22 protein-coding genes and 1 pseudogene are annotated in these 24874 nt (G+C 34.8%); 5 read left to right on the top strand and 18 right to left on the bottom strand.

Annotation, left to right across the window (positions count from 1 at the left end; genetic code table 11):
• Window positions 1-12: 12 nt before the first annotated feature.
• Window positions 13-1125 carry a pyridoxal phosphate-dependent aminotransferase gene (locus tag QWY87_RS14500; protein WP_290292523.1) on the bottom strand — a complete coding sequence of 371 codons (1113 nt, stop codon included), beginning with the start codon at window positions 1123-1125 and terminating at the stop codon, window positions 13-15.
• A 210-nt stretch (window positions 1126-1335) separates the two neighbouring features.
• On the bottom strand, window positions 1336-1470 hold the full coding sequence (locus QWY87_RS14495) for a hypothetical protein (protein ID WP_290292521.1): 135 nt from the start codon (window positions 1468-1470) through the stop codon (window positions 1336-1338).
• A gap of 154 nt (window positions 1471-1624) precedes the next feature.
• On the opposite strand from QWY87_RS14495, the gene QWY87_RS14490 reads away from it, so the two are divergent.
• Window positions 1625-2554 (top strand): ketopantoate reductase family protein, encoded by a 930-nt coding sequence (locus QWY87_RS14490; protein ID WP_290292520.1) that lies wholly within the window; start codon window positions 1625-1627, stop codon window positions 2552-2554.
• Window positions 2555-2602: 48 nt separating this feature from the next.
• Here QWY87_RS14490 and QWY87_RS14485 read toward each other — a convergent pair whose 3' ends face one another.
• Both QWY87_RS14485 and QWY87_RS14480 read right to left on the bottom strand, forming a co-directional pair.
• Window positions 2603-3130 (bottom strand): hypothetical protein, encoded by a 528-nt coding sequence (locus QWY87_RS14485; protein ID WP_290292518.1) that lies wholly within the window; start codon window positions 3128-3130, stop codon window positions 2603-2605.
• A gap of 26 nt (window positions 3131-3156) precedes the next feature.
• Window positions 3157-3510: a 4Fe-4S dicluster domain-containing protein gene (locus QWY87_RS14480; RefSeq protein WP_290293718.1), complete on the bottom strand. Its 354-nt coding sequence runs from the start codon at window positions 3508-3510 to the stop codon at window positions 3157-3159.
• A 62-nt stretch (window positions 3511-3572) separates the two neighbouring features.
• Between QWY87_RS14480 and QWY87_RS14475 the strand changes: the two genes are divergently transcribed.
• Window positions 3573-4631, top strand: a complete 1059-nt coding sequence (locus tag QWY87_RS14475; protein WP_290292516.1) for an acyl-CoA reductase — start codon at window positions 3573-3575, stop codon at window positions 4629-4631.
• A gap of 7 nt (window positions 4632-4638) precedes the next feature.
• On the opposite strand, the gene folE is transcribed toward QWY87_RS14475, so the two are convergent.
• Both folE and hisS read right to left on the bottom strand, forming a co-directional pair.
• Window positions 4639-5328 carry a GTP cyclohydrolase I FolE gene (gene folE / locus QWY87_RS14470; RefSeq protein ID WP_290292514.1) on the bottom strand — a complete coding sequence of 230 codons (690 nt, stop codon included), beginning with the start codon at window positions 5326-5328 and terminating at the stop codon, window positions 4639-4641.
• A 53-nt stretch (window positions 5329-5381) separates the two neighbouring features.
• Complete coding sequence (hisS, locus tag QWY87_RS14465) at window positions 5382-6752, bottom strand: histidine--tRNA ligase (protein ID WP_290293717.1); 1371 nt, start codon at window positions 6750-6752, stop codon at window positions 5382-5384.
• A 129-nt stretch (window positions 6753-6881) separates the two neighbouring features.
• On the opposite strand from hisS, the gene QWY87_RS14460 reads away from it, so the two are divergent.
• The gene (locus QWY87_RS14460; RefSeq protein WP_290292510.1) at window positions 6882-8285 is read left to right on the top strand and encodes a M20/M25/M40 family metallo-hydrolase; all 1404 of its coding nucleotides are present in this window, start codon (window positions 6882-6884) and stop codon (window positions 8283-8285) included.
• Window positions 8286-8439: 154 nt separating this feature from the next.
• On the opposite strand, the gene yidC is transcribed toward QWY87_RS14460, so the two are convergent.
• Together yidC and QWY87_RS14450 are read right to left on the bottom strand one after the other, a co-directional pair.
• A complete protein-coding gene (gene yidC, locus QWY87_RS14455; protein WP_290292508.1) occupies window positions 8440-10362 on the bottom strand; it encodes a membrane protein insertase YidC in 1923 nt (640 codons plus the stop codon).
• A gap of 266 nt (window positions 10363-10628) precedes the next feature.
• Entirely contained in the window at window positions 10629-11279 is a 651-nt protein-coding gene (locus QWY87_RS14450) for a rhomboid family intramembrane serine protease (protein ID WP_290292506.1), read from the bottom strand.
• Between the two features lie 173 nt (window positions 11280-11452).
• Between QWY87_RS14450 and QWY87_RS14445 the strand changes: the two genes are divergently transcribed.
• Both QWY87_RS14445 and QWY87_RS14440 read left to right on the top strand, forming a co-directional pair.
• Window positions 11453-12349: a lysophospholipid acyltransferase family protein gene (locus QWY87_RS14445; protein WP_290292504.1), complete on the top strand. Its 897-nt coding sequence runs from the start codon at window positions 11453-11455 to the stop codon at window positions 12347-12349.
• A 97-nt stretch (window positions 12350-12446) separates the two neighbouring features.
• Window positions 12447-13346, top strand: coding sequence for a lysophospholipid acyltransferase family protein (locus tag QWY87_RS14440; protein ID WP_290292502.1), 900 nt, complete (start codon window positions 12447-12449; stop codon window positions 13344-13346).
• A 4-nt stretch (window positions 13347-13350) separates the two neighbouring features.
• On the opposite strand, the gene QWY87_RS14435 is transcribed toward QWY87_RS14440, so the two are convergent.
• From QWY87_RS14435 to QWY87_RS14390, 10 genes and pseudogenes are all read right to left on the bottom strand, one after another.
• On the bottom strand, window positions 13351-13902 hold the full coding sequence (locus QWY87_RS14435) for a DUF1697 domain-containing protein (protein ID WP_290292499.1): 552 nt from the start codon (window positions 13900-13902) through the stop codon (window positions 13351-13353).
• 3 nt (window positions 13903-13905) lie between these two features.
• Window positions 13906-15381: an aminotransferase class V-fold PLP-dependent enzyme gene (locus QWY87_RS14430; RefSeq protein WP_290292495.1), complete on the bottom strand. Its 1476-nt coding sequence runs from the start codon at window positions 15379-15381 to the stop codon at window positions 13906-13908.
• Window positions 15382-15401: 20 nt separating this feature from the next.
• The gene (glmM, locus tag QWY87_RS14425) at window positions 15402-16793 is read right to left on the bottom strand and encodes a phosphoglucosamine mutase (protein WP_290292493.1); all 1392 of its coding nucleotides are present in this window, start codon (window positions 16791-16793) and stop codon (window positions 15402-15404) included.
• Window positions 16794-16909: 116 nt separating this feature from the next.
• On the bottom strand, window positions 16910-18742 hold the full coding sequence (gene rpsA / locus QWY87_RS14420) for a 30S ribosomal protein S1 (RefSeq protein WP_435389581.1): 1833 nt from the start codon (window positions 18740-18742) through the stop codon (window positions 16910-16912).
• Between the two features lie 135 nt (window positions 18743-18877).
• Window positions 18878-19189, bottom strand: a pseudogene (locus tag QWY87_RS14415) (DUF2853 family protein); the annotation flags it as partial.
• Between the two features lie 218 nt (window positions 19190-19407).
• Window positions 19408-20361, bottom strand: a complete 954-nt coding sequence (locus QWY87_RS14410; RefSeq protein WP_290292490.1) for an AAA family ATPase — start codon at window positions 20359-20361, stop codon at window positions 19408-19410.
• A gap of 3 nt (window positions 20362-20364) precedes the next feature.
• Window positions 20365-21708 carry a peptidylprolyl isomerase gene (locus QWY87_RS14405; protein ID WP_290292486.1) on the bottom strand — a complete coding sequence of 448 codons (1344 nt, stop codon included), beginning with the start codon at window positions 21706-21708 and terminating at the stop codon, window positions 20365-20367.
• A 1-nt stretch (window position 21709) separates the two neighbouring features.
• Window positions 21710-22543, bottom strand: a complete 834-nt coding sequence (locus QWY87_RS14400; protein ID WP_290292484.1) for a hypothetical protein — start codon at window positions 22541-22543, stop codon at window positions 21710-21712.
• On the bottom strand, window positions 22540-24435 hold the full coding sequence (locus QWY87_RS14395) for a peptidylprolyl isomerase (RefSeq protein WP_290292483.1): 1896 nt from the start codon (window positions 24433-24435) through the stop codon (window positions 22540-22542). Before QWY87_RS14395 ends, QWY87_RS14400 begins: the two co-directional genes overlap by 4 nt.
• Window positions 24436-24517: 82 nt before the next feature.
• Window positions 24518-24799: a DUF493 family protein gene (locus QWY87_RS14390; protein WP_290292481.1), complete on the bottom strand. Its 282-nt coding sequence runs from the start codon at window positions 24797-24799 to the stop codon at window positions 24518-24520.
• Window positions 24800-24874 lie beyond the last annotated feature (75 nt).

The raw sequence follows: 24874 nt of genomic DNA, 5'->3' as shown, positions 1-24874 counted from the left end.
TTTGTAACTATTCTATGACAGCACCTTTTTTAAGGCCACAGTAAACTGTTTCATATGTTCCATTTTTCCAGTACTTATTCTCGCCCACTTGTCTAAAGGCGGAAATGGTCTGCCAATTAAAATTTGTTCCGCTTTCATTTGGGCCTGTAATTGTGAAATAGGCCTGCCAGACTCAAAAAACACAAAATTAGCATGTGAAGGAACATACCTAAGACCAAGTTCATCTAAGGTTTTATACAAGAACAATTTGGCTTCCATATTTTTTGCAATGCTGTATTTGTAAAAATCATCATCCTTAAGCGCTTCCTGAGCAGCTTTAATGGCTAGCACGTTTGTATTTGCCATTACAGATTTCTTTAATTGCATCGCAATTACCGGCTTTGCGATTAAATATCCTACACGGAGCCCCGCCAGACCATAGACTTTAGAAAAAGTTTTAGAAACGATAATATTACGTCCCTCCTTAACAAGCGCTATCATAGAAGGGTAATCGGGTTCAGTAATATAATCGTAATATGCTTCATCACTGAATATGACAGCTTTGTGATCATAAGATTTACAAAAATCAATCATGTCATTGGCATCTATGATAGTCCCACTTGGATTATTAGGATTACATATAAAAATTAATCGCGTTTTTTCATTTATTCTATTGGCCATCGCATCAAGGTCATGTTCCATTGCATCATTTAATGGAACACGATGAATTTTAGCGCCATGATTTTCGGCATATGAAAGAAGTGATTGGTATGTTGGATCTGCCGCTATTATTTCTCCACCATCCCTTCCGTATATAAGACCTGCTGCCTTTAGTCCTTCTGTAGACCCTCCGGTAATTACAACGTAACTTCTTGGAACTCCTTCTTTGGCGGCTATAGCATCAATCAATTCATCCTGTATCCGAAAAGGATATCTGCAGACCAAATCAAAATTTTCACTAATTGCATTTTGAATTCTAAACGACGGACTAAAAGCGTTCTCATTGGCATTGAGCATTATAAGTTCATCATTGAAAAACAGCTCTTCTGATTGATTCAAGGCAAAAGCACTTGTATTTCCAAGCATCAGCATTCCAGTGCTAAGACCAGCTGTTCTAAGCCAGTTTCTTCTATTTAATTGGTTCATAAGGAAAAGTTTAAATCTAAAAATACAAATAAATGTTCAGTATAATGGATAATCTCCTGATTCAAAAAGAAGTATAAAAAAAAGGCCAACAATATCATGCCGGCCAATCGAAACAAAACTCATACAAATTCAAAATATTTGAAAGAGATTCAAATTTATTTATCATTTGTTAATTGTGGGTAAATGGAATATTAAATTACATTGAACGTATCAAGATTTATTCATTTCTTTTAGCTTGATTTCTTCTCCAACATTCATCTTTTCAGTATTTAAATCATATAAATAATGATACAATTCTATTTGTTCAAGCTCGTACTTATCAAAATATGTTAAGTTGGTTTCCATAAAACGCTAATATCAAATGTAATACTTGGCAAATAATTTACAATAGTATAAAATGAAAATCAATGATCAGGATCAATCGAATTATTGATTTAGGTCATAACGCTGCTTTTATATATGCCAAAATTGAATTATTTTTAAGACTTAAAACTTTTGTATGAATATTGTAATTATTGGAGCCGGCGGTGTAGGCGGTTATTTTGGAGGAAAATTGACTAAGGCTGGTTATGATACGTCATTTCTTGTCCGTTCAAAAACCTTAGAGGCCATACAAGACAAAGGTTTACAGGTGAAAAGTATTTTAGGTGATTTTCATGTTTATCCGAATGCAACAGATAATTATGACATCATCAAAAAAGCAGACCTTGTCATTCTCAGTGTAAAATCCTGGCAGATTGAAGGTATTGCTCATAAAATAAAAACCTTGCTAAAACCAGACGCCATGGTTTTACCCCTTCAAAACGGAGCTGATAATGCAAATCGATTGGCCGATATCCTCAGCGCTGATCAAGTATTAGCAGGTCTTTGCAGGATTGTGGCAAAAATTGAAAGCCCAGGGATAATTGATCACTTTGGATATGAGCCTGAGATACTTTTTGCCGAAATGGATAATTCAAGAAGTGAAAGAGTTATCCGGATACATGAGATCTTTACAAAGTCAGGCTTCAAAAACAATATCTCTTCGGATATCCAACGGGATATTTGGCTGAAATTTTTATTTATCTCCTCGATCAGTGCTATGGGTGCCTTAACCAGAAGTGTATTAGGCGTGATGCGAGAGGATGTTTTTATCAGAGAAAAACTACTGGAAACAGCAGAAGAAGTTGTTAATGTGGGTAAAGCACTAGGAATTCATATCGGAAAGGATGACATCAAAAACTGTTTTAAAATAATTGACGCCATTGACTATAATACCACGATGTCTTTACAGCGCGATATGATGGAAAGTAAACCCAGTGAATTGGAAAATTTTAACGGATATATTGTACATCAAGGTGATAAATTAGGCATAGAAACACCCGTTAACGATTTTATCTATTATAGTTTAAGGCCAATGGAGGAAAAAGCGCGAGCCGCTCGGAGGTGAGGTGCTCACTTCCGAGGTGATGAGAAAACATAGGGTGAGCAAAATGTCTTACTCATAAGACTCCCCTCCCATCGGGTCAAAAATTTGTGAGAACACTGAATCAAAAGTGTATAGTACATTCATAGTGCCGGTGGTTTGCTTGATTCGTCCATCTTTACGCATGTTGTATTGTTCCAATGTGCCACGAGGATTATCCATTCTCATGCCATTGTAATATGTTTTTTCTACAAAATCCGGAAAAACAATTTGCTTGACACTGACACGGTAGCGCCCTTTAATATAATCTACTGAAAGAAAAGCCTCATAATCGTGTTGGGCATATTCAGGCAGATTATTGCCACTCAACCTAAAAAGCTTTGTTTTAGTCGAAGTAGTAAACTTTAAAATATCAAGATCAGAAGTAAACTCGTTGCTCTTTAACATACGGTTGAATTCAGCCTTATCCTCAATATCATACCATTTCTGCCATACCAGTTTATAATCAATTACATAAAAACTCCCTAAGGAATCCATTTTGTTGAATTGCGAGAACCCTTGTAAAGAAAGGAAAAGAAGCAGAAAAGTAATTTTTCTCATAGAAATAGTATTTACTTAGAAAACAGCTAGTCCTCCTTGTGAAGAAATCTCATTTTAGATAGTAAAACATCTTCAGACTCTACATGCTCATCATCCGGAACACAGCAGTCTACAGGGCATACAGCCGCACATTGAGGTTCATCATGAAAGCCTTTACATTCGGTACATTTATCAGGTATGATATAATAAACTTCATCGCTGACAGGCTCCTGGTCTATATCGGCATTTACCTCCTTACCATTTGGTAAAACTACCTCGCCGCTCAATTCTGTACCGTCTGAATATTTCCATTCTTCAGCTGCTTCATAAATCGCATTATTAGGACATTCAGGTTCACATGCCCCACAATTTATACATTCGTCTGTTATGATTATTGCCATTATTTTTTTAACTAAATTTGCGCCACAAATATAATGTTTACCCATTTACTATCCTATATAGAATGAAGCTCGAAAAAAGAATAGAGGCATTTACGAAACTTGGTACATTTTTATCACAATTTCAAGTCGATGGAATTGTCAGAAATGATGCCATTGAATTAAATGAAATGTTTTTTGAACCTTTTAACATGCAGTTAAACAGGGCTTCTGAATTTAATGGTTGGTTTACCAAAGACAATGTGCTAACTGCTTTTTCAAAATGGTCTAACATTCTGAATAAGAATGATTTAGATAAATGGGTCTCAAGTTATAAATTAGAAAATATTAAGACAAAAAAAATAGGAGTTATCATGGCAGGTAACATACCTTTAGTAGGTTTTCATGACTTTCTTGTTGTATTGATCTCTGGGCATGACATCATTGTAAAGCAATCAAGCTCTGATTCTTATTTTCTACCATTAATTGCCAAATACCTTGAATACGTTGAGGAAGGTTTTAAAGGAAAAATAGTTTTTACCGACGATAAGTTGGGTGATTTTGATGCTGTGATTGCAACCGGCAGCAATAATACAGCCAGATATTTCGATTATTATTTTGGAAAATATCCACATATCATCAGGCGCAATAGAAATTCTGCTGCTGTTTTAACTGGTAATGAATCTCATGAAGATCTTAAAAATCTAGGAGAAGATATCTTTAGGTATTTTGGATTGGGGTGCAGGAGTGTTTCAAAAATATTTGTTCCTGAAGGATATGATTTTGATAAGCTTTTTACGGCTATTTATGATTATAAGGTGGTTCTTAATTATGATAAATACATCAATAATTACGACTACAATAAAGCGGTCTATTTGATGAGTCAGTATAAATTATTAGAAAATGGCTTCCTTATGCTAAAAGAGGATGAAAGTTATGCCTCTCCTATCGCCACTTTATTCTTTGAGTATTATAAAAACGAAAAACGTTTAGAACAAAAGTTAATTGATGACAAAGAATCTATACAGTGCCTTGTAGGGAAATCCGAACATCACAACATGATAGGCTTTGGAGAAACGCAAAATCCACAACTTTGGGATTACGCTGATGACGTTGATACCCTGGCGTTTTTACAAAAATTATAAGCTTTATTTACTCAAACTTGGTATCAAGTTTAATATAATCCAGTAATTCTCTTTTCACAGAATCTTCTTTGAATTTTCCTCCAAATTCAGAAGTTACAGTACTACTTGCTATATCACTAACACCTCTTGAATTTACGCATAGGTGTTTGGCATCAATAATACATGCAACATCGTCAGTGCCTAAAGCCGCTTGAAGTGCCTGCACAATTTGCATATTAAGTCTTTCCTGAACCTGAGGACGCTTCGCATAATACTCAACGATTCTGTTCATTTTTGAAAGACCAATTACCTTACCTTTTGAAATATAGGCAACATGGGCTTTACCCACAATTGGCAACAAGTGATGCTCACAGGTAGAATACAAAGTGATGTTTTTCTCAACCAACATCTCTCCATATTTATAATTATTATCAAAAGTTGATAATTTTGGTTTTCTTTCAGGATTTAAGCCGCCAAAAATTTCCTTCACAAACATCTTGGCAACTCTAAGTGGTGTGCCACTTAAACTGTCATCAGTAAGATCCATACCAAGGGTATGAAGGATATGTGTGAAATCCTTTTCAATCAATTCAATTTTTTCCTTTTCACTTAGATCAAAGGCATCCTCTCTAACTGGATTCTTTGCTGAACCTGAAACATGGTTATCACCTATTTCGTCAATCATATCGTTTAACTTACCGTTTTTTCCTTCAAACATGCTCTATTTCGTTTAATCTGCAAAAATACAATATTGCCGTGAATAATTCTCTTTTAAGATCCGATTAGTCGTATTAATTCTTCTTGATTACAAGTAACTTGTTCACCTGAGGCCATGTTCTTCAGCTTAAATGTTTTTTGCTTGATTTCTTCTTCCCCCACCAAGACTACAAAAGGAACCTCCTTACTATTGGCGTAGTTCATCTGCTTTTTAAGCTTTGCCGCAGAAGGGTACATTTCTGACCTTATTCCCTCATTTCGCAGCCACTTCATCGATTTCATCGCATATGCCGCTTCTTGTTCTCCAAAATTGATAAAAAGAACATCTGGTCTTGGGTTTGGAGCGTTATTAAAAAGATTTAATTCTTCCATGACTAAAAAGATTCTGTCAAGTCCGAAAGAAATCCCAACTCCACTCATGTTTTTCAATCCAAAAATACCGGTAAGATCATCATAACGGCCTCCCCCACCTATAGAACCCATTTGGACCCCATTTGCTTCTACTTCAAAAATAGCACCAGTATAATAATTCAATCCTCTCGCCAGGGTAAGATCAAGTTTTAAGCTTGATGAAGTTAATCCTAGATTTTCGATTTGTTCCATCACAAAACTCAATTCAGCAACCCCTTTCAAACCTTCTTCAGATTCTGACAGTAAATCACTTAGCGCACTCATTTTTTCTTGATTACTTCCAGTCAGCTCAAATAAAGGCATCAATTTATCTAAGGCTTCCTCAGATATTTCCTTATTTCTCATTTCCTTAAGAACACCGTCAATACCAATTTTATCAAGTTTATCCAGGGCTACTGTAAAATCAATCAATCTGTCTTTGGCTCCTATTATCTCTGCGATTCCTGATAGAATTTTCCTGTTATTAATTTTAATCACCGTATCCTTTAAACCCAAATCAGAAAACACAGCATCGTATAATTGCACAAATTCAACTTCCTGCCATAAGCTATCACTTCCTACCACATCTGCATCACACTGGAAAAACTCTCTGAATCGACCTTTTTGAGGTCTGTCGGCTCTCCATACGGGTTGAATTTGATATCTTTTAAACGGAAAGACGATTTCATTTTGATGCTGAACAACATAACGTGCAAAGGGTACCGTCAGATCATAGCGTAATGCCTTTTCTGAAATCTTGGAAGTAATTTTCTTTGAATCCTTTTCTGCATATAGATTTTCATCAACCTTTCTCAGAAAATCTCCTGAATTCAATATTTTGAAAATCAATCTATCCCCCTCTTCTCCATACTTCCCCATCAAGGTACTTGAATTCTCGAAAGATGGTGTCTCTATGGGCTCAAAACCATATAATTGAAAACTTCTTTTAACTGTATCGAAAATAAAATTTCTTTTAGCCAATTCAGTAGAAGAAAAATCTCTCGTTCCTTTAGGGATACTAGGTTTCATTATAATGTAATATTTAATTATTGCGAATATGTAAGCGCCTAAGCGCTTGATGGCTGCAAATATCTGAAAATATTTCTTTTAAATATCCTTTTTTTAAACAATACAAATCAAAAGAAGAGTTTTATCTTGCAGTTTATGAAAGCTATACTTTCTCTCATAATGATCATGTGCCAGTTTTGGTTTTATGCACAGCAGATGCAGATAAAATCTGACCTGGGCCAGCTAGTGAATATTGAGACCGTTCTTCAGCAATATATTCAAATTCCGTCTATTAGTGGGGCAGAAAAAGAAGCTGGAGAATTTCTTAAAAAAGTTTGTGAAAATAATAAGCTTCATATTTCAGACTTCGGGAATGAAGATGGTCAGTATAATTTTGCAGCGTCTGTATTTCCATTGACATCAAATAAACCCAATATCATTTTTCTGAACCATATCGATGTAGTTCCTGAAAGTAGCGGAAACGAACATGAAGCCTATAGCGGTGAAATTAAAGACGGTATTATTTATGGGCGTGGCTCAATTGACAACAAAGGAGCGGCTATGATGCAATTATATGGCATCTTAAAATTCATTGATGAGAACGATATAGAAGATAGTGAATTCAATATTACTTTTTTGGCAGTATCATGTGAAGAAACACAATGTTCAGGAGGTATAAGTTATGTAATCCAACACCATTATGAAGAATTGAATGCTGCTGTTGTTCTGGGGGAAGGACCCTCTGAATTAACGTCTTTAATGGAAGGTGATTTCGACTATCCTGTTTTTGGCGTTTCAATTATTACAAAAAAACCTTTGTGGTTAGAACTGGTATTAGAATCAAAAACAAATGGTCATGGCTCTATAACACCGCAAACCTATGCAAATAAAGAGCTGGTTGCGGCACTCCATAGGTTAACAAGAAAAAAACCTAAGGCAATTTTCAATGATATCAACACGCAATTCTTAAAGGATATGGCCTCATTTCATAAAGGAGGGAAAAAAATGATCCTGAAACATCCCAAGCTTTTTAGACCAATCGTGGTGCCAAATCTCAGGTCACATCCTGAACTTTTTTCATTATTTACGAACACCATAACCCTAACCAATATTTATAGCAACAGTAAGGCTGTAAACAAGCTCGCCTCAGTGGCCGGTGCTCAATTAGATTGTCGCTTACTGCCTGATACAAATGAACAGGAATTTTTAACTATGATTCGAAAGAAACTCAAGAATGAGGATATAGAAATAAAGGTGATTAAATCAAGCCCTCATGTTGAACCTAGTAATACTGAGACTTCGTATCGCAAAAATCTGGCCCTTGCTATTGAGCAAAACTATCCAACTGCAACCACTATGAACATGATGATGCCAAACACGAATGACTTGGGTGGGTTTAGGGCTAAAAATATTCCTTCTTACGGCACACTGCCCATTTATTGTGACACAGAGGAAGTAAGAAGTGTTCATGGAAAGAACGAACACATACACATCAACTCATTGTATAATGGAGGTAATGTATTTGCCAGATTTTTAAAGCTGATGATTTCTGAAAAATGAGATTGGATTTGAGAAAATCGTTCTGCTAGAAATAAAAATCCATTTCTTTTGATCAGTACATAAGTAAAAGCCCGTTAATTGATAAATTCAATTAACGGGCTTTTAAATTAATTACGAATAGTATATTAGGTAACTACCTCACACAGCTACACGTTTATCTTCCTCCTTTTTTCTGTTTTTCTTGTTGAACCTGCGCTTGTTTCATCGCATCATCAAGTTTTTGTCTAAAGGCGCTCTTCTTCTTTTCAGGACGTTTTTTATTTTCCTGGATGTTTGCATGAATCTTATCCTCATCAATGATGAAGTGCTTGATCACTAACATAATTATGATGGTAAGTAAGTTGGATACAAAATAATACAAACTCAAACTACTCGCATAAGTGTTAAAGAAGAACATCATCATGATTGGTGAGAACCACATCATCATTTTCATCATCTTTTGCATATCAGGCATACCTTCTTGTTGTGGTTGCTGCATATTCATTTGTTGACTCTGGGTCATTTGCATATAAAAGAAGATGGCAATAGATGCCAAAATAGGAAACAAACTCACGTGATCACCGTAAAACGGAATCTTAAATGGTAATTGCAAGACTTCATCATAAGCTGAAAGGTCATCTGCCCATAAAAATCCTTTTTGACGAATATCAATATTTGATGGGAAAAACCTAAACAAGGCAAAGAATACAGGCATTTGAATCAATGCCGGAATACATCCACTAAGCGGGTTAACTCCAGCTTTTCTTTGCAATGCCATTGTTTCTTGCTGGCGCTTCATGGCATTTTCTTTCCCTTTAAGTTTTTCATTTATATCCTGCATCTCAGGCCTTAAAACTTTCATTTTAGCACTTGAGAGATAAGATTTATAAACTACTGGAGACATAATAATTCGGACAACTATTGTCATCAAAATAATAACAATTCCAAAATTACCGATGAATGAACTTAAAAAGCTAAATACAGGGATAAATACAAACTTGTTGATCCATCTGAAAATTCCCCATCCTAAACTTACAATTCTATCTAATTGCTTCCCTTCGTATTTGCTTAAAACAGTATAATCAACAGGTCCATAATACATGTTCATGTTGTAATCTAATTCACCATTCTTAGCAACTAGTGGAATATATGCTTCATATTTTTTTGTGTAGATGGTATCTATATCTTCGTTGACCACCAAGTTCTTTGAAATCAGCTTTGCCGACTCAAAATTGTCTTCAGCAAGTAAAACCGAAGTGAAAAACTGTTGCTTAAAAGCAACCCAATTTAAATTACTTACATCTTCTTCATCCTCATCACTCATGGCGTTCATGTACTCAAACGTCCCATTTTCCAAATAACGAAGATCAGTGTATTGATTCTCGTATTTGACACTTTTTTCAGTCCTAAAACTTTTTAATTGCCAATCAAGGTTAATCGCTTGGCTAGTGTTGATTGCTTGTTCCATACCCTGCGTTCTAACTGCAAAATCAAGCATGTATTCATCAGGCTTTAGCTCGTATCGATATTCCAAATAACGATCAGCAGCTACTTTCAATTTCATTGAGAGCACCTGGTTGTCACCATTACTACTTAAACTTGGTTCAAAATATAGATTCTTCGTTTGAAGATTTCTGTTATCCTGGGTTGCAAATGACAAGTTCAAAGAGGCATTTTGATCTTTAATAATATAAAGAGGCAACTTATTATAGGTTAGGTAATTTTTCAAAAGGACCTCGGTAATCTGACCACCTTTATTACTTATGGTTATTTTTACCAGTTCATTTTCAATTACCGTGGTAGCATTTGTAGCTGAGGGTAAACCTGCACTATAGGCAAATGCACCTAAGCTATTTTGAGCGCGAGATAAAGCAACAGAGTCAGATGGGTTAACTGGCGCCTGTTCCACCTTCTCATACATCACATCATTTTGCTCGGCAACTGGAGTCAATTTATCAATTGAATCTTGAACCTGCTCCATTTTCTGCTTGGCTAATTCTTCTTGTGTTGGCTGATTGGTATAAAAATAATATATCATGATCGCACCTAGTAGCACGAATCCTATCAAAGAATTAAGATCGAATTTTTTTTCTTCCATTTTTATTTTTTTTACCTGATAGTGATCAGACGCCTCTTATTAGTCGGATCTGTAAATTGTCTGCACAGGTTTTTGAAATGTTCGGCAAATGTAGTGAAATAAGAGAAATTAAAATTTATAATATGTCATAAATTATTATGATTATAAGGTCATGATCTTTCACCCTAATGAATCATAATATATTGTATATCAATGTGACTGTACATGATCATATTTTTAGGGATACGATACATAAATGTTAAACGTGAACATTTGATTATACAGCGTTAATTCCTTTCAAGTTTGTCTTTGAAAATAAACATCAATACAATTGGCACAGCCAATAAAATCACAATTAATTTATTGTTTTCCAAGATACTTGGGTAAAATAAAATAGATAAAATATAGCCTCCGATAGCTCCACCAATATGTGCGCTATGGCCAATATTACCCCATTGCTTCTTCATTCCAAAAATTGAATACAATAAGTAACCAACTCCAAAAATATACGCTGGAATAGGTATTGGTATAAAGAACATATATAAATTCATACCAGGATTCAACATAATGGCAGCATATAAGACACCCATTACTGCCCCAGATGCGCCAACGGCACTATAATAAGGTTCTTTTTTATGAAAATTTAATGCAAATAAATTTCCGGCTAATAATGATCCGAAGTAAACCGTTAAAAACTTAGGGATGCCAATATAATTGATAACAGGATCTGCAAAAAAATATAAGGTTAGCATATTGAAAAATAAATGCGACTGATCAACATGTAAAAACCCAGAAGCCAAAATTCTAATTTTTTCACCTTTAATTATCGGTCCTACTTGAAACTTATATTGCTCGAAGAAACCTCTGTCTTTAAATCCCTTAAAAGAGATGGCGACATTTGCAATAATGATTAGCAATACTGCTGGATTCATATTCATAGATATTCTTTTTTCTTAATAATGTGGATGCGTTTAAGTAAACGCTCACGAATTTATCAATTAATACTGAATGATTTGATAATGATACTTGTTTTTTTTCCTATGATAAAAAACAAAATATTCCCGATATTTGCCTGCTTATATACGGAGATGAAATTTATTTACCTGCTATTATGATCCACTTTCTTGTTTATATACTGCTATATTCAGTCATATTTTTGACATCGATTCTTCCGTTTAGAGTCATATACATTATTTCTGATATTATATTTCTGATTCTTTATTATGTTGTTGGTTATAGGAAAAAGATAGTAATGAAGAATTTGCGTATTGCCTTTCCAGAAAAATCAAAGGAAGAATTGAATGTAATAATGAAAAAATCCTATCGGCATTTTGCAGATATTTTTATGGAAACGATTAAATCCTTTTCGATTTCTGAGGAACAGCTTAAACAAAGAGTTATTTTAACAAATCCTGAGTTGCCAAATGCTTATTACGATAATAATCAAAGCGTTGTAATTCTTTCCGGACATTATGCAAATTGGGAATGGGTTTCTTCTGTTGTAGAAACAAGTATAAAATACAATCTAAGTGTTGCCTATAAAAGAATTTCCAACAAATACATTGACAATCTATTTAAAAGAAATAGAAACAAATTTGGCGTAACGGTTGTTAGGTCAAAAGAATTTTACTCCTATATTCTCAGCAATTTGAAAAACGAATATTATCAGGCCTATGGATTTATAGCAGATCAATCACCCAAATTGAAACAGATAAAATATTGGGGCACTTTTATGGGTGTGGAAATTCCCATTATCAACGGGCCAGAAATCATTGCCCGTAAACTCAATTTACCGGTATTATATTTTCACACAGAACAAGTAAAAAGAGGGTATTATGAATCTACTTTTATTTTATTAGAAGAGAAACCGGAAGAAGTTGAACTAAACCAAATAACCGATCATTATATTCTTGAACTTGAAAAACAAATCAGAAAAAATCCAGCTTATTATTTCTGGACCCACAAACGATTTAAGCACATGGGTAAAAAACCAGAGCAGAAAGGTTAGAGAGCTGGAACTAATTGATTCTTTTATATAAAGTCCATTGCGTATTATTCATTTTTTTCTCAAATATCACAACTAAAAAACGATATTTGCTTTCTATATGATACATCTTATTGTTTACATTCTTATTTATCCACTGATTGTATTAATTTCTATACTTCCGTTCAGAATATTGTATCTGGTTTCTGATTTCTTTTTTCTAATTATCTATTATATTCTTGGCTATCGAAAAAAAACGGTCATGGGCAATTTGAAAATTGCTTTCCCGGAAAAATCTGATACAGAATTGAAAAAAATAATGAAAGAGTTCTATCATCACTTCCTCGATATCTTTATGGAAATGATTAAGACTTTTACCATCTCTAATGAAGAGATCCTTAAACGCTTTAAATTAACGAATCAGGAAGAGCTGGATGCTTTTATGGGCAGGAATGATAATGTACTTTTAATGGGTTCACATTACGCGAATTTCGAATGGCTCTTTAGCCTGAATCTTCGGGTGCAACACAAGGGTTTTGCTGCTTATAAAAAAGTCAAGAACAAATATTTCAATAATTATATCGTGAGATCACGAGGAAGATTCAATACGACCCTTATACCTACAAAACAAATAATTCCTGAATTGGCTAAGAATGATGCAAAAGGAGATAAGACTGTTTATGGAATGCTGATTGACCAATCACCAAAATTGATCAAAGCGTATCATTGGACTACGTTTTTTGGTAAAGAAGTGCCAGTAATAACCGGTACTGAAATGTTGGCAAAAAAATATGACTATGCCGTGATGTATATAGAAACCACAAAAATAAAACGCGGATTCTATGAAACAAAAATGGGAATATTAAGTGAAAATCCTCGTGAGATTCCTGATTTTGAAATCACAGATCTCTTTATGAAGAAGCTGGAAGCCCATATCAGAAAAGCGCCTGAATACTATTTCTGGAGTCATAAACGATTTAAATTCATGCGAGAAACCAAAGACAGTGACCCAAAGGGTTAATCTCTTATCTTTTCAGATTCTCTATTTTTTCTAATAGATTCTTCATGGTATTATTGTTCCGAGCCGTGACAAATAATTTTAAGTTCTTTTCAAAAAAGCTACCTGTTACTTTAGAACGCCCATAACCATTTGAATAATGAACATAGACGGTGTTGTCTATTAAAAACATTTCTTCAGGAAAATTTCCTTTGCTTTTTATTGCTTCGAAAGTAGCTTTATCTGCCTTTCCTAAGACATGGATATAATAGAGTTTTTTAATATCAATCTGCTCAATCGCCAGAAACGGGTTTTTTTTATAAGTCTCTTGAAAGGCAGCAGCATCATACACTTTCACTTTGATATCATAGCCATAATGTTCTTTGATTATCTCAACCAACAGGATCTCAAGTGACTCATTGCTTTCAATCTCAGATTCAAAAACCAAATTCCCACTTTGTAAATATGTAGTTAGATTCAGAAATTCGGGCCTTGCAAGTAACGCCTTCAGATCTGCCATCTTTATTATATGATGACCCGAAACATTAATTGATCTTAATAAAGCTACATAAGCCTTCAAATTCTATTCTTTCAAATTAAACCATTGTTTCACAAGTTCCTTTTCTTTGGATTGAAATGACTTATGCAAAAATTCATTGCTTGGCAAGTCATATGCATAGTCTTTTGACCATTCCTCAAAATTAGCAGCCATTTCTTTAATCGCTTGGCAGATAAAGCTCACTTCAACATCTGTAGTGGTCGGGTGAATTGACATCCTAATCCAACCTGGCCTTTCGATTAGGCAGCCTTGATCCATTTTTTCAAGTAACTCATGTGATTGTTTCTGATCAACATGAAGCAAGAAATGTCCATAGGTTCCTGCACAAGAACAGCCACCACGAGTTTGAATCCCAAACTTATCATTCAAAAGCTTTACGCCCAAATTATAATGTAAATTGTCAATGTAAAATGAAAACACCCCTAGCCTGTCATTGTGTTGAGCCGCCAATAAATTCAAATTTTTTACCGGCTTCAATTCTTCAAAAACCTGGGCTATAATTTCATTCTCTCTGTCATGAATTTTTTCAATACCCATTTCTTCTTTTAACTGAACGGCTAAGGCAGTTCTAATCGTTTGCAGAAATCCTGGGGTTCCTCCATCTTCTCGTGTTTCAATGTCATCAAGGTATCGATGTTCTCCCCAAGGGTTGGTCCAGTTCACCGTTCCTCCTCCAGGGTTATCCGGAATCATATTCTTATAAAGAGATTTATGGAATATCAAGACACCTGATGTACCAGGCCCTCCTAAAAATTTATGCGGAGAAAAAAAGATAGCGTCCAAACGTTCATCCTCATTCTTAGGATTCATATCAATTTTTACATAAGGTGCCGAACACGCAAAGTCTACAAAACAAACACCTCCATTTTGATGCATCATTTTAGCGATTCGGTGATAATCTGTTTGTATACCCGTTACATTTGAACAAGCCGTAATCGATGCAATTTTTATCTCTTTGTGTTTGTATTTATCAAGCAGTTCGATCAAGCTATCATAATCAACCAAGCCAGTATTATCACAAGGAATAATCTCAACATCAGCTATTGTTTCTAACCAAGAGGTTTGGTTAGAATGATGCTCCATATGCGTAATAAAAACAACTGGTTTTTTTGCTTCAGGAATGGAGTCGACCAAGTCTTTAAGGTTTTCGGAGACCTTTAGTCCAAGTATTCTTTGAAACTTATTGATAACACCAGTCATTCCGGTTCCTTCTGCAATTAAAGCACAATCAGGCCCAGCATTCACATGCCTTTTAATAATTTGCCTGGCTTCGTGGTAAGCAAGGGTCATGGCAGAACCAGAAAAAGTAGTTTCAGTATGCGTATTCGCCACAAATGGACCAAACTCATGAAGCATTTTATCTTCAATCGGTCGGTAAAGTCTTCCACTTGCAGTCCAGTCTGCATAGATCATTTTTTGGATTCCAAACGGTGTTTCAAAAGTTTCATCAATACCGATGATTTCTTTACGAAACTTGTCAAAATATGCTTCTAAACTCATGACGCTCTCTTAAATACCAATTATATCTTGGCAATTACTTTTATTTCATCAATTATGCGCTGTGCCAAAGCATCCGCATTTTCTTGTGAATTACTCTCAGTATAAATTCTAATAATAGGCTCTGTATTCGATTTCCTTAAATGTACCCATTCATTTTCAAAATCAATTTTCACCCCGTCAATAGTACTAATGTCCTCATTTTTATAAGTTGATGCCATCGCATTCAAAATACTATCAACATCTATTTGTGGTGTTAATTCAATCTTATTCTTACTCATAAAGTAAGAAGGATATGAATCCCGCAAGGCTTTACATGAAATTTTAAGATGTGCTAAATGGCTTAAAAACAGACCTACTCCTACTAATGAGTCTCGTCCATAGTGAGAAGATGGATAAATAATTCCACCATTTCCTTCTCCTCCAATGATTGCATTATTCTTTTTCATTAGTGCTACCACATTTACTTCTCCAACGGCGCTGGCTTCATAAACACCACCGTGTTTTTGAGTCACGTCTCTTAAAGCTCGCGAAGACGAAAGATTCGAGACTGTATTCCCAGGAGTTTTTGACAAGACATAATCTGCACAGGCCACTAATGTATATTCTTCACCAAACATACTACCATCTTCATTTATAATTGCCAAACGATCTACATCTGGGTCAACTACAATCCCTAAATCAGCCTGTTCTTTAACTACCAATTTTGAAATTTCAGTTAAGTGTTTTGGCAAGGGCTCCGGATTATGAGGAAATTCCCCATTCGGTTCACAATATAATTTAATACACTGAACTCCTAAAGCATCCAGTAATTGAGGTATAACGATTCCGCCGGTTGAATTTACGGCATCTACGACTACTTTAAACCCTGCTTTTTTAATGGCTTCAACATCAACAAGAGGTAAATTTAATACTTCCTGTATATGTTTTTTGAGGTAGTTTTTATTTTTTGAGTATACTCCTAAATCGTCCACTTCTGCATAATCGAAATCCTGAGAAGCCGCCAGATCTAATATTAGGTTTCCTTCTTCCCCGTTCAAAAACTCTCCTGCTTCATTCAATAATTTTAAAGCATTCCATTGTTTGGGATTGTGTGAGGCTGTTACAATAATGCCACCATGGGCTTTCTCAAGCGGGACGGCAACTTCAACTGTAGGAGTTGTTGATAAACCAAGGTCAATGACGTCAATACCCAAACCAACTAATGTGTTTGAAACAAGGCTGCTGATCATTTTTCCTGAAATACGTGCATCTCTGCCTATAATTACTTTTAGCTTACTTCCAGCTGTATTTCTTTTTAGAAGCCAAGCTCCATAGGCCGAAGCAAATTTGACTGCATCAAGAGGAGTCAGGTTTTCGTCAGTAGTACCACCGATTGTTCCGCGTATACCAGAAATAGATTTTATTAATGTCATTTGGTCTTTTTTTTAGCTGTTACAAATATACCTTTTAACTAAATTTAGGCAATAAAAAAACCGTTCAAATTTTGAAAATCAAAATAAGAACGGTTCTTTATTTTTAAATGGAAATCTTATTTTTTACCAGACTCCATTTTCTTTTTAAGATCAGCAAGACCTGAAATATCTCCTAAGGTTGTTTTTTCAACCTGATCAGCTTGTTTGTTAACAGCTTTGATATTTCTTTCTTCTTGTGCTCTGAAAATAGCAGAATGAGATACAACTAATCTTCTGTATTCTTTATTGAATTCTAATACTTTAAATTCAACTGTATCACCTTTTACAATTTTAGATCTGTCTTCTTTCTCCATATGACGTCCAGGAACAAATGCCTCAACACCATCTTCAAAAGTTACAATAGCACCTTTATCATTCACTTCTTTCACTGTACCAGTGTGAACTGAATCAATAGTATATGTTGCCTCATGCTTGTCCCAAGGGTTCTCAGTAGTTTGTTTATGACCTAAATTCAATTTACGTCCTTCTACATCTAATTCAAGAACTTCAACCTCAAGCTTGTCTCCAACTTTTACAAAGTCAGATGGATGCTTGATTTTCTTAGTCCAAGAAAGATCAGAAATATAAACCAAACCGTCAATTCCTTCTTCCAATTCAACAAATACACCAAAGTTAGTATAGTTTCTAACCGTACCTGTGTGCTTAGAACCAACAGGGTATTTAGTAGTGATATCTGTCCATGGATCTGGTTGTAATTGTTTGATACCAAGTGACATTTTTCTTTCCTCTCTATCAAGTGTAAGAATAACTGCCTCTACGATGTCTCCAACTTTAACGAAATCTTGTGCAGATCTCAAATGAGTTGACCAAGACATTTCAGAAACGTGAATTAATCCTTCTACTCCTTCGCTTACTTCGATAAATGCACCATAATCTGCAATAATAGCAACCTTACCTTTTACTTTATCACCTACTTTAAGATTTTCATCTAAAGCTTCCCATGGGTGCTTGCTCAATTGTTTCAATCCTAATTGAATTCTTGTTTTCTCATCATCAAAGTCAAGAATTACAACATTCAATTTCTGATCCAATTCAACAATCTCACTTGGGTGATTGATTCTACTCCAAGAAAGGTCAGTAATGTGAACTAATCCGTCTACACCACCAAGATCAACAAATACTCCGTAAGAAGTAATGTTTTTAACAACACCTTCTAATACTTGACCTTTTTCTAATTGACCAATGATTTCTTTTTTCTGTTCTGCAAGATCCGCTTCGATAAGTGCTTTGTGAGAAACAACAATATTCTTAAATTCATGGTTGATTTTCACAACTTTGAATTCCATATTCTTGTCTACGAATTGATCGTAATCTCTAATTGGTTTCACATCGATTTGAGAACCTGGTAAGAATGCTTCGATTCCGAATACGTCAACGATCATACCACCTTTAGTTCTACACTTCACATAACCTGTAACAATTTCTTGCGTTTCGTGCGCTTTATTAACTCTGTCCCAAGCTTTGATCACTCTCGCTTTTCTATGAGAAAGAACTAATTGACCTGTACTGTCTTCAAGTTTATCAACTTTTACTTCAACAGTATCTCCAACTTTTAAATGTGGATTATATCTAAATTCATTTAAAGATATAACACCTTCAGATTTTGAATTGATATCGATGATCGCTTCACGATCAGTAATACGAACTACGGTTCCGTCAATTACTTGACGCTCCTCTACAAATCCTACAGTATTTTCTAAAGCCTTGTCAAACTCATCTAATTGAATTTGGTCTACTGCTTCAATACCTTCTTCATATTTTTGCCAATCAAAATCACTTAAGAATTTACCGGCATCAACAACTGTTTCAGCTTTTTCTTCAACTACAGCAGTGGTTTCTTTAACTTCTTCCACTGGGGCTGCAGCTTTATCTGCTACTTTTTCTTCTATCACTTCTTCTTTTTTTGTTTTTTCAACTTTTTTACTAGCACTTTTTTCAGCTTTCACTTCCTTTTCAACTTTTGCCGGAGCAACTTCTTTAGCATCTTCTTTGGCTTCAGCATAAACAGCTTCTGATCCTGTTTCTTTTACCAATAAATAATAAAACAAAGCGCGATACTTTTTTCTGTTGCTTGCTCCTATAGTTTCGATTACTTTAGAAATACTCTCATCTAAAGATGCATCGTCCTTGTCAAGACCAAGTTTTTTGATTAGAAAGTTTTTTTTGATTGTTTCTAATTCATCTTTATTTGATGAAGAAACCAATTCAGCATCCTCTTTGTAGATTGAAGGACCAAGTCCTTTGGTTACTAATTTAAAAAGGTCTGCATTTAATTCTATACCTAGTTTTTCGGCTGCGCCTGTGTATAGATCAATTTTTTCTTGTAGTTTAGACATAGTGTCTTGTACTTTGTATCTTATTGCCTTACAGATTTCTAAACGATTAAAACACTAAGAGAAATGATTACTTAGTTCGCTACACCTTTTGTAAATCTGAAATCGCTCAAAAGGCGTGCAAATATACAAACAAATTATTGTTTTAACAATAGCTGTAAACATATTCTTAATGACAATATATGAAGGTTACCTAAACGGCTTAGATACAATGCGTTAAATTAAAGAAGTGTGTTGATAATCTGAGTCTCTGTAATACCTTCAGCTTCTGCTTTATAGTTTTTTACAATCCTATGATGCAAAATGCCATGCGCAACGGCTTGCACATCTGCAATATCAGGAGAATATTTACCGTGAATCGCTGCATAAGCTTTTGCGGCAAGCACCAAATTTTGTGAGGCCCTTGGACCCGCTCCCCAGTCAATATAATTTTTCACAATCTCAGGTGCGTTTTCCTGTAATGGCCTGGTACGTGTTGCTAATTTCACTGCGTATTCAACTACATTATCGGCAATAGGAATTCTTCTGATCAAATGTTGGTATTCAATAATGTCTGATTGAGAGAAAACAGGGTTTACGATTAAATCCTCATCATTGGTTGTATTCTTTGCTACAATTACTTCCTCTTCAAAAGTGGGGTAATTCAAATAAATGCTAAACATAAATCTGTCTAACTGGGCTTCCGGAAGTGGATACGTTCCTTCTTGTTCAATAGGATTCTGTGTAGCCAGAACAAAAAATGGCAAATCTAAATCAAAACTATGCCCCGCGACCGTTACAGATTTTTCCTGCATGGCTTCCAAAAGAGCAGCCTGTGTTTTAGGAGGTGTTCTGTTGATCTCGTCAGCTAAAATGATATTGGCAAAGATGGGGCCCTTTATAAATTTAAATTGCCTGTTCTCATCAAGAATCTCGCTTCCTAATATATCCGAGGGCATTAAATCTGGCGTGAACTGCATTCTCTTAAAATCTAAACCTAAGGCTTTGGCAACCGTGTTTACTAATAATGTCTTTGCTAGTCCCGGAACTCCGATGAGCAAAGAATGCCCTCCACATAACACTGAAAGAAGTACGTGATCAACCGCATCGTGCTGACCTATAATTACCTTTCCTATTTCCTTTTTTAAAAGGGAATAGTTCTCTACAAGTGCATTGATTTTGGCAACGTCAGACATAATTTAGTTTTTGGCCCAGTTACTTTTAAATTCACAACTGGTGTAAACATCATTTATATTAACGTAGGTATCCATTATTTTTTCGGATGACCACTTTTCAATGGATTCTGTTTTCTTCTTCTGTAGCGCCAACTCCATGATCTTAACATAATCTTGGGCTAAATCAGCAGTGTGTGCCTCTGTTCTGCTTTTTAACAGAAGAATTTTATACATTTTTAAACCTTGTCTGGTCTCGTCCATAAATACCTCGCTGATCTCTCCCTCTTTTAAATTACTAACTTTCGCATATAATTCAGGATCCATTCTTGTCAAATCAAAATGCGTGTCTCCAGAAACAGGATTCATCAACACTCCCTTACTCATTCGTGTATCTTTATCTTGAGAATACTTGATAACAGCCTCATCAAATGGTAATTCCAATTTCAAAATTTGCCTTCTGTATTTAGTAAGAGAATCTCTTATTTGCTCTGCCGCTGCATCATCAGCTTTGGGCTGCATTAAAATGTGATAAACATCTCTCTGTTTTCCTTTTATTTTATCAACCATTAAGATATGGTAACCAAAATCAGATTTAAAGGGCTGAGAAATTTCGCCTTCTTCCATACTAAAAGCAGCCTCTTTAAATTCCTTTACAAAAGGGCTGTTCCTTTCAATACTATAAAAGCCACTATTTTGAGTTACACCAGGATCATCCGAATATAAAATAGCTTTCATCTTAAAATTACCTCCATCCTCAACTTCCTTTTTAAGTTCTTTTAACCGATCAATTGTTTTTTGAATTTCTTCCTTAGTTGGTTCGATATTCAGAACAATCTGAGACAATTCTATCTCAGCCCCAATCTCAGGTAAATTCCCTTCTTCCTCTAGACTAATAAAATAGCGCTTTACTTCTTCAGGAGTAATGTCAATATCAGATGTTAATTGCTGTTGCATTTTATCAATCAACAAGCCTTCTTTCTCTACTCTGTAAAGCTCATCTTTTAAATCTTTCATATTATCAAAGCCATACAATTCAAGCATCTTTTCTGTTGATCCTAATTGTTGGGTGAAATAATCTGTCTTACGCTGAACCTGCTGTTGAATCTCTCCTTCATTTACCATGACACTATCAATAACTGCATGATGTGCCAGTAATTTTCTGTTCATAATCTGCTCCAACATTTCGCAGTCAGATATCTCTATCTGTCCGCCACTCTGTTGAATCAATTCTTGTTTAAAGGCATCTATTTCAGAATCCAGAACAATGTTATCACCAACAACTGTAGCAACTCCGTCTATTTTTAACTTTTCCTGTGCTTGCATTTGTAAACCACAGGCAAGTATCACGATCATTATAATTCTATTCATTCTAATACTGTTCAAATTGTTTATTGTTAATGGCATCCACCATAATTGTCTTTTCTATTTCATTCATCAACTCCAACTTTCTTTTATGCAGAATCATCTGTTTAATCGTTGGAATTACATAATTCAATGGAGCAATCTCATTTCTTCGACGCAAGTCCTTAACAGCGAGCAAATATACTCCTAATGAATCTTCTTTTTGAATATATTGTTTGTTTTTTATGTTTTTTTCCTCCTTTAAAAAAGCAAGTTTTTTCTCTACATCCCTATAGGCCACCCAAATACTATCATTGAATGAAAAAGAATAGAATTCCAGCTCCCTGTCAATCAATTCTTCTAAATCTTCAGGTGTTTCTGACTTGAATAACCTAACAAGCTCTTTTTTGTCACTCATATCTTTATTGAAATGAATATACTTAAGCTGCACTAAATCTTCGTTTAGTCTGTACACATTCTTGTTCGCCTCATAATAGTCATTGATATCACTGTCAGTAATCACAGTATCTAACTCTTGTTGCAACAAGGCTTTTTTATAACGATCAATCAAAAGCTCTCTCCTGTAGTCTAAAATTAAAGCCTCTATTTCACCATTGTCATCTTCAACATTGATTCTTGCTTTTTCTAATAAAAGCTCTTTAGTTGCCCAGATTTTTATATAGTTATTTCTATAAAGAATGCTATCCTCGATAGCCAGCCCAATGGGCATAGCTTCATCTAATTCTGTATTAGATAAATACTTATCATTGACCCGGGCAACAGCATTCTGGTCAGGTGCATCTTGCTCACAGCTAATTAAACCTATCAATAATATTAAGTATGTTAATAGACTATTTTTCATTCAATTACGTATCTTTTCTTAAGTTCCTTATAATTTTTTTGATTAATTTTCACCGGATACTTTTTGTGTAATTCTTCAACCCATAGTAACTCAAGGTAATTTTGATAATCATTCATTACCTCTCCTCGGGTCTCTTTTAATTCCTTCAATTCAGGGGCAAATATAGTATCTACTTTTATGATGGTAAAATTATCTGCTTCTTCCTCAAAAATTTCAGAAACGCCTTGAGAAAATGAATAATCGGCAGGTAATTTAGAACTACCTGTTTCTAATGTCCCTTTACTAAATAAGACGTGAATTCTTGCGCCCTCATTCACTGAATTCTTAATTGAATCTGTTTCTGTATTTTGAATAAGCAATTCTCTAACAAGTTTTGCTTTCTCCAATTGTGTACAACTAGCAATGGTTAACTTTGCCCTTGTATCCCATTTATATTTATTTCTATGATCATTAAAATAATTCCGCAGACCAATGGTATCCTTTTCAGATTTTTCCCATACTTCTTTCTGAATTAACTCAAACAATAATAGCCCATCCTGGTATTCCTGGTATGTCAAACGGAATTCTTTATTGGTTTCATCCAAATGACTCTTATAATAATCGATGATCTTTGCATTGGTAAAGTCATCATAAGACTCCGCTTTTGTTTTCTTTTGAAAATCCTTGGCATAGTTAAAAAAATCATCCCCTGTATAAATGACATCCTGCACTCTTAACAACGTATCCTCACTCTTTTCATAATCTCTTATGCTCGGATATAATTGTAATTTAGCCTTATAGGTAACAACCTTATAGTCTGCTGAAATCTTACGTGCCAATGACTTTTCTACATAACTTGAACGACTGCCGTTTTTAACTTTTGATTCTAATTTTTCATGTAACGCTTCATATGCTGGAATTGGAAATTTCTCCAGCAACTTTAATATGTGCCATCCATAATCACTTGCAAAAGGAGAAGAGTAATCCCCTTCCTCTTGCAGGGCAAAAGCAATGTCCTCAAATGTCTTGATCATTCTTCCTGGACCAAATTTGGGCAATACGCCACCTTTTTGAGCAGAACTAAGGTCATCGGAATGTTCTTTGGCAATATTCGCAAAATCTCCTCCCTGTTCAAGTTTTTGATAAATCTCAAAGATTTTATCTTTGGATTGATTCAGGTCTGTACTATCATTTTTAACCATAATATGTGCTACCTGAACCTCTCCTGGAGATTTTCTCTTATCATTAACCTGTACTATATGGTACCCAAATTGGGTTCTAAAAGGTTTTGAAACTTGACCAACTTCAGTTTGGTACGCCGCATTTTCAAATGCATAAACCATAGAAAAAGCGGAAAAATATCCCAAACTTCCATTATTCATTTGAACTGATGGATCTTCAGAATACATTCTGGCAATACTGTCAAAATGCGCACCATTTACAATCTCATTTCGAGCTTTGGATATTTTATCGAAAGCTTTCAACGTATCTATCGCGCTGGCATCAGGTTCTAAGCGAACCAAAATATGACTAGCCTCAACCTCAGTAACTGTTCTCTCGTAGGCTTCTCTAATTAAATCCTCTGTAGCTTCTGGGTTTTGTAAATAGGGTTGGATAAGTTGTTCTCGATATTTTTCTAATTCAGAAATATAAGCACTCGCCGTGTCTAACTTCATTTCACGAGCCTGCGCAAGCTTTAGTTTAAAATCAACAAAAAGATCAAAATAATCATCAAAGCCTTTACGCTCGTCTTCAACAACGATATCCTTATTCTTTTCGTAAACCCGAACGAATTCTGAATCATAAACATCAGTACCGTTTACACTAAAAAGTTTCTTGTCTTCATCCTGCTGTCCTCTGACAAAACAACTCATCAGAATGGCAGATAAGATCATTACTTTTTTTATCCTCATTTTCAAATGTTTCCTCTCTCTTGATAAATCTACTAAAACGGTCAAAAATATTTTATATTTTTCAATTGGCTTGTTAAAAATATCACAAAGATATTACGCCTTCCACCTTTGAGACTTCCTGGTATTTATTTATAATATCATCTGGTGACTTCATTTTAACTAAAATCGTCAAACTGGTGTATTTCCCTGTTTTTGATGGTTTAGAATTTATGACAGCCCCCATATTATCAAATATATTCTCTATTTGTTTAAATTTTTCATCTCCGCTTGGAATGATAAATTTATACATATACTTGGTTGGAAACTCTGTAGTTTCAATCAAACTTTTTTTTAATTTCTCATAAAAATCCGACTCCTTACTCATTCCTAAAATTTTGAATTCAAAAGTGTACAAATTTACAATTATTATTTTCTTAATTTTGGAATTGTATTAAGAATA

The sequence above is a fragment of the Lutimonas halocynthiae genome (genome assembly GCF_030409835.1).
In the GTDB taxonomy this organism is placed as follows: domain Bacteria; phylum Bacteroidota; class Bacteroidia; order Flavobacteriales; family Flavobacteriaceae; genus Lutimonas; species Lutimonas halocynthiae.
This window is presented reverse-complemented; position numbering and strand designations above follow the sequence as displayed.